Below are 11,168 nucleotides of genomic sequence, written 5' to 3'. Positions count from 1 at the left end.
ACGCCGCCGCCGACGGGTGGGCTGCCCCGGCACGCGCTGATCGGCTACCTGCACGCCAGCTTCGCCAACGGCTCGGGCTACCTGCGGATGGCCGACGTGCCCGCCGACTGGGACATCATCAACCTCGCCTTCGGCGAACCCACCACGGTCACCTCGGGCGACATCCGGTTCCAGCTCTGCCCGGCGGCCGAGTGCCCGGGCGTCGAGACCGAGGCCGAGTTCATCGCCGCGATCCGCGCCAAGCAGGCACAGGGCAAGAAGGTGCTGCTCTCCATCGGCGGGCAGAACGGCCAGGTCCAGCTCACCACGACCGCAGCCCGGGACACCTTCGTCCGGTCGGTGGCGGCCATCATCGACCGGTACGGCCTAAACGGGCTCGACATCGACTTCGAGGGCCACTCGCTCTACCTGAACACCGGCGACACCGACTTCCGCAACCCGACCACGCCGTTGATCGTCAACCTGATCTCCGCGATCCGCACCCTCAAGCAGCGGTACGGGGCGGGCTTCGTGCTCACGATGGCGCCGGAGACGTTCTTCGTCCAGCTCGGCTACCAGTACTACGGTTCGGGCCCGTGGGGCGGGCAGGACCCGCGCGCCGGGTCGTACCTGCCGGTGATCCACGCGCTGCGCAACGACATCACCGTGCTGCACGTGCAGGACTACAACTCGGGGCCGATCATGGGGCTCGACAACCAGTACCACACCATGGGCAGCGCGGACTTCCACATCGCGATGACCGACATGCTGCTCGCCGGCTTCCCCGTCGCCGGCAACGCCGACCGCGTCTTCCCGCCGCTGCGTGAGGACCAGGTGGCCTTCGGCGCCCCCTCCTCCCCCAGCGCCGGCAACGGCTACCTCGCCCCGGCCGGGGTGCAGGCCGCGGTGACCTGCCTGGTGAAGGGGCAGGGCTGCGGCCCCTACACCCCGCGCAGCGGCACCAACCCCGCCCTCCGGGGCCTGATGACCTGGTCGATCAACTGGGACCGGTTCTACGCCTGGGAGTTCCGCCTGAGCCACGGCCCGTTCCTGCGGTCGCTGCCCTGAGCCGGTGCCGCCGCCCGGGTCACCCGGCCCGGGCGGCGGCACGGCCACCGACTCCGGCGGTTGCCTGCCGCCCGCAATCCGGTTGCGCCGGGGGCCGGCCCGGTCCACGCTGCCCTCGCGGGGCGACGGGCCGCACTGGCCGCCCGACACAGGTCGTCCCCGGTGGTACGTCCCGCACATCGGGGCCGGACCGCCGGGCCGCCCCCGGGCGGGCGCTGCGGCATCGGGGGACGGGGAGGCGGAGTGCGGAGCATCGGTGACCTGGCGCCCGGGACCGACGCGCGGACGGTGGTGCTCGTCGAGGGGCCGAGCGACCGGGTCGCCCTGGAGACCCTCGCCGCGCGCCGCGGCCGGGACCTCGGCGCCGAGGGCGTACGGGTGGTGGCCATGGGCGGCGCGACGAACGTCGGCCACTTCCTCGACCAGCTCGGCCCAGCGGGACGCGGCCTGCGGTTGGCGGGCCTCTACGACGAAGCCGAGGAGGGCTACTTCCGGCGCGGGCTGGAACGCTGCGGCTTCGGCGTTGACCTGTCCCGGGCCGACCTGACGGCCCTCGGGTTCCACGTCTGCGTGGCCGACCTGGAGGACGAACTGATCCGGGCGGTCGGCGTCGCCGGGGTGCGGGCGGTGCTCGCCGCCGAGGGCGAGCTGCGCTCGTTCGACCTGTTCCAGCGGCAGCCGGCGCAGCGGGGTCGGGCCGTCGAGGCGCAGCTGCGCCGGTTCCTCGGCACCCGGTCCGGCCGCAAGAGCGCGTACGCGCGGCTGCTGGTGCAGGCGTTGGAGCCGGACCGGGTGCCCCGCTCACTCGACGCGGTGCTCGCCGGCGTCTGACCGGAAGCCGCGCCACTCGGGCGCCAGCACCGACCACACCTCGATGTCGATCCGTCCGGACGGGCCGGGATAGACCTGGCGCAGCGTCCCGTCGTGACGCATGCCGAGCCGCCGGGCGGTGGCGATGCTGCGGGTGTTGTCCGGCTTGGTGCGCCACTCGACGCGGTGGATGCCGCGCTCCCGTACCGCCCAGTCGACGAGCCGGCCGACCGCCCGGCTGACCAGCCCGTGCCCCTCGCCGGCGGGCTCCAGCCAGCAGCCCGCCTCGCAGACGCCCCTGGCGGCGTCGAACGAGACCAACATGACTCCGCCGACCAGCTCGCCCCGCCGCCAGATGCCCCAGATGCCGCCGGCGTCGCGCGCCCACAGGTCCGCGTAGCGCTGGAGCACGGCCCGGGCACCGGCCAGGTCGTCGACCAGGAACGAGGGCGACACCCAGGGCGCGATGTGCGTACGGGCCCGGTCGAGGTGGGCGAGGAACTCCTCGGCCCGCCAGGGCTCCAGGGGACGCAGTTCCACGTCCTCGGTCAGGGACAGGGCGAACACGGTGACCTCCGATGCAGACGGTTGAGCGGGCAATGTACCGCTATACACCCCGGGTATACGCGGTGTGTATAGTCGCCGGCATGTCGATCGGACAGACCTTCCTGGGCCTCCTCGAGGCCACCCCCCGCCACGGCTACGACATCAAACGCCTCTACGACGAGCGCTTCGGTCACGCCCGTCCGCTCGCGTACGGGCAGGTCTACGCCACCCTGTCCCGGCTGCTGCGTGGCGGCCTCGTCGAGGTGGAGGCGGTGGAGCCCGGCGAGGGCCCGGAACGCAAGCGGTACGCGATCACCGAGGCGGGCGTCACCGACGTGGCGCAGTGGCTGGCCCGGGCCGAGAAACCCGAGCCGTACCTGCAGAGCACCCTCTACACCAAGGTGGTGCTGGCCCTGCTGACCGGCCGCCCCGCCGCCGACGTGCTCGACGTGCAGCGCGCCGAGCACCTGCGGATGATGCGCGAGCTGACCCGCCGCAAGCGCGACGGCGACCTCGCCGAGCAGCTGGTCTGCGACCACGCGCTGTTCCACCTGGAGGCCGACCTGCGCTGGCTGGAGCTGACCGCCGCCCGCCTCGACGAGCTGGCCGCGACGGTGCGCTCGTGAGCGCCCCGCTGCTCCTCGCCGAGGACCTGCACCGCTCGTTCGGCCCGACCCGGGCGCTCGCCGGGGCGAGCATGCGCGTCCACCCGGGCGAGGTGCTGGCCGTGATGGGCTCGTCGGGCTCCGGCAAGTCCACGCTACTGCACTGCCTCGCCGGCATCGCCCGGCCCGACTCCGGCCGGGTCCGCTACGCCGGCCGTGACCTCGCCACCCTGAGCGACGCCGAGCGCAGCGCGCTGCGCCGCGAGGAGTTCGGCTTCGTCTTCCAGTTCGGCCAGCTCGTACCGGAGCTGACCTGCCTGGAGAACGTCGCGCTGCCGCTGCGGCTGGGCCGGGTCGGTCGGCGCGAGGCGGAGCGGCGGGCCGCCGAGTGGCTGGACCGCCTGGAGGTCGCCGAGGTGGCCGGCAAGCGGCCCGGCGAGGTCTCCGGCGGGCAGGGGCAGCGGGTGGCGGTCGCCCGGGCACTGGTCACCCGGCCACGGGTGGTCTTCGCCGACGAGCCGACCGGCGCCCTCGACTCGCTCAACGGCGAGCGGGTCATGCGGCTGCTCACCGCCGCCGCCCGGGACACCGGGGCGGCCGTGGTGCTCGTGACGCACGAGGCGCGGGTCGCCGCGTACTCCGATCGGGAGGTCGTGGTCCGCGACGGCCGCACCCGGGACCTGGAGGTGGCGGCGTGACGCGGCTGCGCGACCGCGCGGCCGACCTGGTCATGGGCGCCCGGATGGCGTTCACGGGCGGTCGGGACGGCTGGCTGCGGGCGGTGCTCACGGCGGTGGGCGTCGGGGTGGGGGTGGCGATGCTGCTGCTCGCCGCCGCGGTGCCCGGCGCGCTGGACGCCCGGCAGGCGCGCGGCGACGCCCGCGACGACCTGCGGATGGGCGAGAAGATCCCGGCCGCCGCGAACACCGTGCTGATCCGCCAGACCGACACCGAGTTCCGGGGGCAGCCGGTGCGTGGCCGGGTGCTGCGGCCCGAGGGGCCGGCCGCGCCGGCGCCGCCCGGGGTGGCCGCGCTGCCCCGGGCCGGCGAGGTGCTGGTCTCCCCCGCCCTGCGCGACCTGCTCGGCTCCGCCGACGGCGCGCTGTTCGCCCCCCGTCTCGGCGGGGCCACGGTCACCGGCGTCATCGCCGACGAGGGGCTGGCCGGCCCCCGCGAGCTGGCCTACTACCTGGGCAGCGACACCCTCGCCGCCGACGACGCGACCCGGCTGGACGCGTTCGGTGGCGGGCTGCCCGGCGAGGCCTTCGACCCGGTGCTGGTGGTGCTGGTGGTCGTCATCTTCGTGGTCCTGCTGCTGCCCATCGCGGTGTTCCTCGGCGCGGCCGTGCGATTCGGCGGTGAGCGGCGCGACCGGCGGCTGGCCGCGCTGCGGCTGGTGGGCGCCGACGCCGCGATGGTCCGCCGGATCGCCGCCGGGGAGGCCGCCGCCGGTGCCCTGCTCGGCGTCGCGGCCGGCGGCGTGCTCTTCGCGCTCGGCCGGCAGGTGGTGCCGCTGGTCACCCTCCTGGACCTCAGCGTGTACGCCGCCGACGTGCGCCCGCCGCTGCCGCTGGTGGCGGCCGTCGCGCTGGCGGTGCCGGCGCTCGCCGTCGTGGTGACGCTGGTGTCGATGCGCGCCGTGCTGGTCGAGCCGCTCGGGGTGACCCGGCGGGCGACGCCCGTGCGCCGGCGGCTGGTGTGGCGGCTGCTGCTGCCGGCCGCCGGGCTCGGGCTGTTGCTGGCCGGCGCCGCCGGAATCGCGCCGCTGGGCAGCGAGCGGCAGACCGCGGCCGGCGCCGTGCTCCTGCTGGTCGGCGTGGTCACCCTGCTGCCCTGGCTCACCGACCTGCTGGTACGCCGGCTGCGCGGCGGCCCGGTCGCGTGGCAGCTCGCGGTGCGCCGCCTCCAGCTCGACAGCGCCGCCTCCGCACGGCTGGTCAACGGCATCGCGGTCGCCGTGGCGGGCACCATCGGCTTGCAGATGCTCTTCGCCGGGGTCGCCGGCCGGTTCACCTTCGACACCGGCCAGGACACCTCCCGGGCCCAGGTGCAGGTGCAGTTCTTCCCGCGGTCGGACGCGGCGGCGGGGCTGGACCGGCTGGCCGGCGCGCCCGGGGTCACCGCCAGCCACGCCACCCTGACCACCCAGGTCACTGCGGCGGGTGGGGGGTACGCCACGCTGCGGATCGGCGACTGCGCGGCGCTGGCCGAGTTCGCCGGGCTCGACCGGTGCGCCGACGGCGACGTGTTCCTGGTCCGCGATTCCGAGGGCCAGTCCGCCGGCATCCGGCCGGGCGGCACGGTCGCGGTCAGCGGGGTGACCTGGCAGGTCCCCCGCACCGCCCGCGAGGCGCCCGTGCGCGACGACCCGTCCGGCTACCGGCAGGGCGGCGTGCTGGTCACCCCCGGCGCGGTCGACGCCGCCCGGTTGGGGCCGCTGGGTGCGGAGGCGTACCTGCGCCTCGCGCCGGGCCAGCCGGACGCGGTGGAGCACGTCCGCAACGCCGCCCTCGGGGCCGACCCGTACGCCTCCGTGCTCACGCTGACCGGGGAGCGCCGGGCCACGCAGTTCGTCAACGTCCAGCGCGGCCTCTACGTCGGCGCGGTGGTCACCCTGCTGCTGATCGGGGCCAGCATGCTGGTCGGCGTGCTGGAGCAGCTGCGGGAGCGCCGCCGGCTGCTGGCGATGCTGGTCGCGGTGGGCACCCGGCGCTCCACGCTGAGCTGGTCGGTGCTGTGGCAGAGCGCCGTGCCGGTGGTGATCGGGCTCGCCCTGGCGGTGGTGTTCGGCCTCGGCCTCGGCGCGGCGCTGCTGCGCATGGTGCAGACGCCGGTGACCGTCGACTGGCCGGCGCTGGGCATCTCCACCGGCCTCGGGGCGGCGGTCGTGCTGCTGGTCACCGGGCTCAGCCTGCCGGTGCTGTGGCGGCTCACCCGCCCGGACGGCATCCGTACGGAGTGATCCTCCGCCGGGTGCACCGCGGGTGTGCCCGGCGGCGGCGCCGGCCGGGCGGCTACGGCGGCTCGACGCGGGCGAGCAGCTCGGCGAGGTGCACGGCCCGTACGGCCGACCGGCGCCGGCGCAGCCCCGTGCGCAACTGGCGCAGGCAGCCCGGGTTGACGGCCACCACCAGATCGACGCCGGCGGCCTCGATCTCGTCGAGCTTCGCGTCCAGGATCCGCCGGGAGTCCTTCGGCCGCAGCAGCGAGTACGTGCCGGCGGCGCCGCAGCAGGCGGCTGCCGACGGCAGCTCGACGTAGTCGGCGACCTGGCGCAGCAGCGTCCGGGGCTCGGCGAAGACGCCGAGGCCGTTGCGCAGGTGGCAGGAGTCCTGGAGGGTGACCCGGGCGCGTCGGCTGCCCACCCGCAGTTCCGCCCCGGCGGGCCGGTCGGCGAGCCAGGTGGACAGCTCGCGCACCCGGTCCCGGCCGAGTACGGAGGCGAGGTGCGCGGCGCAGCCGCCGGAGGTGGTGACGATGGTGCCCGGCAGGTCCGCGCCGAGCCGCTCGGCCAGCCGCTCGCCCCCGGCCAGGTCGCCGTTGTGCGCGTGCAGCGCGCCGCAACAGCCCTGACCGGTGGGGACGGCCAACTCGGGGGCGAGCGCGCGCGCCGCCCGGCTGACCGCCGGGTAGAGGCCCCGCTCGACGCAGCCCAGCATGAGCTGCGCGCCCGCCCCGCCTGCGGCACCCGCCACTGCTCCAGCAGGCTGCCGTACTCCACCCCGGCCGGGCAGACCGGCTCGCAGGCCCGGCAGCCCAGGCAGAACGAGGACTGCTCGGCGAGGGTGCCGTCGTCCGGGGGCAGGGTGCCGTCCTGCAACGCCCGCATCAGCGTGATCCGGCCGCGCGGCGAGGACGCCTCGTCGCCGGTCATCGCGTACGTCGGGCAGGCCGGCAGACAGAACCCGCAGGAGATGCAGCGGGACAGCTGCTCCGGGTCGAACACGTCGCCGGTCATGATCCCAGCTTTCCGGGGTTGAGGATGCCCGCCGGGTCGAAGGCGCTCTTGATCCGGCGCAGCAGGGCGAGCTGGTCCTCGCCGAGGCGGGCGGCGAGGAACGGCAGTTTCGCCGCCCCCACCCCGTGCTCGCCGGTGATCGTGCCGCCGAGGTCGATGGCGGCGGCGAAGACGTCGGCGAAGGCCGCCTCGGCCCGGCGTACCGCGTCGTGGTCCTCGGCCGAGTCGAGCACGCAGGTGGGGTGCAGGTTGCCGTCGCCGGCGTGGCCGAAGGTGGCGATGGCGACGTCGTGCCGGGCGGCGATGGCGTCGATCCGGTCGACCATCTCGGCGATGCGCGGCCGGGGCACGGTCGCGTCCTCCAGGATGGTCACGCCGCCCCGGCGGGACAGCGCCGGCAGCGCGCAGCGCCGGGCGGCCAGCAGCGCCTCGGCCTGGGCGACCTCGCGGGCCGTGGTGACCTCCACCGCGCCGGCCTCGACGCAGGCGGCGCCGATCCGGTCCAGGTGGGCGGCGACGAGGTCGGGCGGGCCGTCGTCGCCGAAGAGCAGCAGGGCGCCGGCGTCGGTACGCAGCCCCAGGTGGGCGAAGTCCTCCACGGCGTCGATGCAGGCCCGGTCGAGGAACTCCAGCGTCGCCGGCACCACCCCGGCCCGGATCACCCGGGCGACCGCCTCCCCCGCGTCGGCCAGCGTCGGGAAGTACGCGACCCCGGTGTTCGCCGACGCCGGTGCGGGCAGCAGCGCCACGGTCGCCTCGGTGATCACGGCGAGGGTGCCCTCGGAGCCGGTGAGCAGCCGGGTCAGGTCGTAGCCGGCGACGTCCTTCCACAGCCGGCCGCCGGTGCGGATCACCTCGCCGGTGGGCAGCACCGCCTCCAGGCCCAGCACGTAGTTGCGGGTCACGCCGTACTTCAGGCCGCGCAGCCCGCCCGCGCAGGTGGCGATGGTGCCGCCGACCGTGGCGACGGTCCGGCTGCCGGGGTCGGGCGCCCAGAGCAGGCCCTGTGCGGCGGCGGCGTCGGCGAGGGCGGCGCTGGTCGCGCCCGGTTGCGTCCGGGCGAGCAGCTCGTCCCCGCTGACCTCCAGGATGGCGTTGAGCCGGGTCAGAACCAGCACGATCCCGCCGCGCAGCGGCACGGTGGCGGCGCACAGGTTGGAGCCCGCGCCGCGGGGCACCACGGGCACCCGGTGCCGGGTGGCGAGTGCCAGCACCGCGGCGACCTCGGCGGTGTCGGCCGGGAAGACCACCGCGTCCGGGCGGTGCGAGAACAGCGGCGTCGCGTCCCGCGCGTACGCCACGAGGTCACCGGCCGCGTCGTGCACGTGCGACGGACCGACGATCCCGCGCAGCTCGGCGAGGACGGTCGCGGACAGCGCCATGCCCACCCTTCCCGGCGCCGGTCGCGCCTGTAGCTTTTTGCCGGCTCGCGACCGGCTGTCTGGCGACAGTTTTCACCGATCATAGAGAGCCGGAGGGGCCGGGTGAAGACGGCGGGCCGCCCGGCCCACGTCCGGGTCACCGCACTCGCCGCCCGCTGCGCACCCGGCGCCGACGGTCCGGATCGGGCCGGCCGGGTCCTGGCCGTCAGCGCGGCGGCAGGTGCTCGCGCAGCGCGGCGAACTCGGCCACCGTGAGGAAGGACGGATTGGCTCCCTGCGGCTGCCGGAGCACCTCCGCGCCGGCCAGCCGCGCGTCGCCCCGGAAGGACTCCCGGGGCACCCGGTGCGCCTCGGCGAGGACCGTCAGGTCCAACGGCACCGTCCAGGCCGCGCCCGGCTCCCCCGGCACGGCGGCGGCGGCCACCAACCCCACGCCCCAGACGCCGTACGCGAGCCGGCCGCGGCTGCCACTGGCCCAGAGGACCACCGGCTGACCGGGACGCATCAGCCGGGCCCGGTAGCCGGGGCGTACGCACCAGGCCGTCACCCGCGGATCACGGGCGAAGCGGCCGGCCAGGTCGACCCGGTCCGCGTTGCCCTTGATCAGCCACGCGCCGAGGTCGTCGAGGTGCACCCGTCGGTCGGTCACCCCCTCATCCTCGCCCGGATCCCGGCCGGCCGCCCGACCGGCCGGGACCCGTCGTCAGGCGACGTGGCGCAGGTAACCCGCGACCGACGCGTCGAGGACCTCCCGGCCGGGCCGGGCCCACACCTCGGCCGAGAAGACCTCCACCTCGACCGGCCCGGTGTAGCCGGCCTCGTCCACGGCCTCCCGCAGCCGGCGCAGCTCGATGCAGCCGTCACCGGGCAGGGCCCGGCCGAGCAGCACCCCCTCGGGCAGCGGGGTGATCCAGTCGCACACCTGGAACGCGGCGATCCGCGCCCCCGCCCGGGCGATCTGCGCGTACACCGTGTCGTCCCACCACACGTGGTACGCGTCGACGACGACCCCGACCACGCCCGGGTCGAACCGCTCGGCGATGTCGAGCGCCTGGCCGAGGGTGGACACCACGCAGCGGTCGGCGCTGAACATCGGGTGCAGCGGCTCGATCGCCAGCGTCACCCCGGCCGCGGCGGCGTGCGGGGCCAGCTCGGCGATGGCGTCGGCGACCTGCCGGCGGGCGCCGTCGATGTCCCGGCTGCCCACCGGCAGCCCGCCGGAGACCAGCACCAGGACCGAGGTGCCGAGGGTGGCGGCCTCCTCGATGGCGCGCAGGTTCTCCTCCCGCCAGCCGTCGGCGGTGAAGAAGCCGCCCCGGCACAGGGACGTGACCTCGAGGCCGGCGTCGCGGACCAGCTTCGCGGCGCGGGCCAACCCGTACTCGGCCACCGGCTCCCGCCAGAGCCCGATCCCCGGCACGCCGGCCGCGACGCAGCCGTCGACCACCTCGGGCAACGGCCAGTGCTGCGACGTGGCCTGGTTGAACGAGAACCGTTCCAGCCCACTCACTGCGTCACCTCCGTTCGCGACTGCGGGGCTCGCAAACCCGGCTCACTCCTCGCGCTCACAGGGCCACCTCCGGTCTGCGACTGCGGGGCTCGCAAACCCGGCTCACTCCTCGCACTCACTGGTCAACCCCCGCCACTGTGAACAGCGCCCGGGCGCGGGCGGCCGCCAGGTCCGCGTCGGGCAGCAGCCCGGCGGCGTCGGCGAGGGTGAGCAGGGTGGCCAGGTGCTCCGGCGAGCGGCCGGACTGCGCCCCGCCGACCATCGTGAAGTGGTCCTGGTGCCCGGTCAGCCAGGCCAGGAAGACGATGCCCGTCTTGTAGTGCCAGGTGGGGGCCGCGAAGATGTGCCGGGCCAGGGGCACGGTCGGCGCGAAGATCCGGTCGTACGTCGCCAGCTCCCCCCGGTCCAGTGCGGCGAACGCCGCGGCGGCGGCCGGTGCGATCGCGGCGAACACCCCGAGCAGCGCGTCGGAGTAGCCGCTCGCGTCGCCCCGGATCAGCTCTGGGTAGTGGAAGTCGTCGCCCGTGTAGAGGCGTACCCCGGCGGGCAGCCGGCGGCGCAACGCCACCTCGCGGTCGGCGTCCAGCAGGGAGACCTTGATCCCGTCCACCCGGGCGTCGTGGGCCTTGATCAGCTCGACCACGGCGTCGGCGGCCTCGTCGAGATCGGCCGACCCCCAGTAGCCCGCGAGCGCCGGATCGAACATCGGGCCGAGCCAGTGCAGCACCACCGGCTCGTCGGCGACGGAGAGCAGCTCGTCGTACACCCGCAGGTAGTCCTCCGGGTTGCGGGCGGCGGCGGCCAGGTGGCGGCTGCACATCAGCACCGGGCGGGCCCCGGCGGCCCGCACGTCGTCGAGCTGCTCGCGGTAGGCGCGGGCGACCTCGGCCAGGGTGGCCGGGCCGGGCGGGAGCTGGTCCGTGCCGACCCCGGCGACGATCCGCCCGCCGACCGCGCGGGCCTCGGCGGCGCTGCGCCGGATCAGCTCGCGGGTGGCCGGATAGTCCAGGCCCATGCCGCGCTGCGCGGTGTCCATCGCCTCGGCCACCCCGAAGCCGTACGACCACAGGTGGTGCCGGAAGGCCAGGGTGCGGTCCCAGTCCAGCACGGCCGGGGCGCCGGGGACGTTCTCGGCCGTCGGATCGGCCACCACGTGCGCGGCGGCGTACGCGATCCGGCTGCTCGGCGGCCCGGCGGGGCGCGGGAAGCCTTCGCCTCCGGTCAGCCGGTACCGCCGCCCGCCGGGCAGCACCACGTCGGCCCCGCTCACAGCGCCACCTCCGTTCGCGACTGCGGGGCTCGCGACCCCG

11 protein-coding genes and 1 pseudogene are annotated in these 11,168 nt (G+C 75.8%); 5 read left to right on the top strand and 7 right to left on the bottom strand.

All coding sequences use genetic code 11. The features are described 5' to 3' along the window. Both F6X68_RS05055 and F6X68_RS05050 read left to right on the top strand, forming a co-directional pair. Positions 1-1,047 (top strand): chitinase (locus tag F6X68_RS05055; RefSeq protein WP_151453156.1); only part of this gene is annotated, 1,047 nt, incomplete at its 5' end. 243 nt (positions 1,048-1,290) lie between these two features. Further along, positions 1,291-1,878, top strand: a complete 588-nt coding sequence (locus F6X68_RS05050) for a TOPRIM nucleotidyl transferase/hydrolase domain-containing protein (RefSeq protein WP_151453155.1) — start codon at positions 1,291-1,293, stop codon at positions 1,876-1,878. Here F6X68_RS05050 and F6X68_RS05045 read toward each other — a convergent pair. Beyond that, complete coding sequence (locus tag F6X68_RS05045; protein WP_151453154.1) at positions 1,849-2,424, bottom strand: GNAT family N-acetyltransferase; 576 nt, start codon at positions 2,422-2,424, stop codon at positions 1,849-1,851. The genes F6X68_RS05050 and F6X68_RS05045 overlap by 30 nt on opposite strands. 80 nt (positions 2,425-2,504) lie before the next feature. Between F6X68_RS05045 and F6X68_RS05040 the strand changes: the two genes are divergently transcribed. From F6X68_RS05040 to F6X68_RS05030, 3 genes are read left to right on the top strand one after another with little or no spacing between them, the layout of a single operon-like run. Beyond that, positions 2,505-3,029: a PadR family transcriptional regulator gene (locus tag F6X68_RS05040; protein WP_151453153.1), complete on the top strand. Its 525-nt coding sequence runs from the start codon at positions 2,505-2,507 to the stop codon at positions 3,027-3,029. Beyond that, positions 3,026-3,706, top strand: coding sequence for an ABC transporter ATP-binding protein (locus F6X68_RS05035; protein WP_151453152.1), 681 nt, complete (start codon positions 3,026-3,028; stop codon positions 3,704-3,706). Before F6X68_RS05040 ends, F6X68_RS05035 begins: the two co-directional genes overlap by 4 nt. Continuing rightward, positions 3,703-5,970, top strand: coding sequence for an ABC transporter permease (locus tag F6X68_RS05030; RefSeq protein WP_225851992.1), 2,268 nt, complete (start codon positions 3,703-3,705; stop codon positions 5,968-5,970). Before F6X68_RS05035 ends, F6X68_RS05030 begins: the two co-directional genes overlap by 4 nt. Before the next feature lie 52 nt (positions 5,971-6,022). On the opposite strand, the gene F6X68_RS05025 is transcribed toward F6X68_RS05030, so the two are convergent. The 6 genes and pseudogenes from F6X68_RS05025 to F6X68_RS05005 all read right to left on the bottom strand — a co-directional run bounded on the left by F6X68_RS05025 (position 6,023) and on the right by F6X68_RS05005 (position 11,128). Then, complete coding sequence (locus tag F6X68_RS05025) at positions 6,023-6,703, bottom strand: (Fe-S)-binding protein (RefSeq protein WP_225851991.1); 681 nt, start codon at positions 6,701-6,703, stop codon at positions 6,023-6,025. A 35-nt stretch (positions 6,704-6,738) separates the two neighbouring features. Next, positions 6,739-6,966: pseudogene (locus F6X68_RS34825) on the bottom strand (4Fe-4S dicluster domain-containing protein); the annotation flags it as partial. Continuing rightward, positions 6,963-8,348, bottom strand: coding sequence for an FAD-binding oxidoreductase (locus F6X68_RS05020; protein ID WP_151453151.1), 1,386 nt, complete (start codon positions 8,346-8,348; stop codon positions 6,963-6,965). The pseudogene F6X68_RS34825 and the gene F6X68_RS05020, both read right to left, overlap by 4 nt. Positions 8,349-8,553: 205 nt before the next feature. Further along, a complete protein-coding gene (locus F6X68_RS05015; RefSeq protein ID WP_151453150.1) occupies positions 8,554-8,997 on the bottom strand; it encodes a hypothetical protein in 444 nt (147 codons plus the stop codon). Between the two features lie 54 nt (positions 8,998-9,051). Next, positions 9,052-9,849 carry a sugar phosphate isomerase/epimerase gene (locus F6X68_RS05010; RefSeq protein ID WP_151453159.1) on the bottom strand — a complete coding sequence of 266 codons (798 nt, stop codon included), beginning with the start codon at positions 9,847-9,849 and terminating at the stop codon, positions 9,052-9,054. A 124-nt stretch (positions 9,850-9,973) separates the two neighbouring features. After that, on the bottom strand, positions 9,974-11,128 hold the full coding sequence (locus F6X68_RS05005; RefSeq protein ID WP_151453149.1) for a dihydrodipicolinate synthase family protein: 1,155 nt from the start codon (positions 11,126-11,128) through the stop codon (positions 9,974-9,976). Between the last annotated feature and the right edge of the window lie 40 nt (positions 11,129-11,168).

Source organism: Micromonospora sp. AMSO12t, assembly GCF_008806585.1.
GTDB lineage: Bacteria > Actinomycetota > Actinomycetes > Mycobacteriales > Micromonosporaceae > Micromonospora > Micromonospora reichwaldensis.
This window is presented reverse-complemented; position numbering and strand designations above follow the sequence as displayed.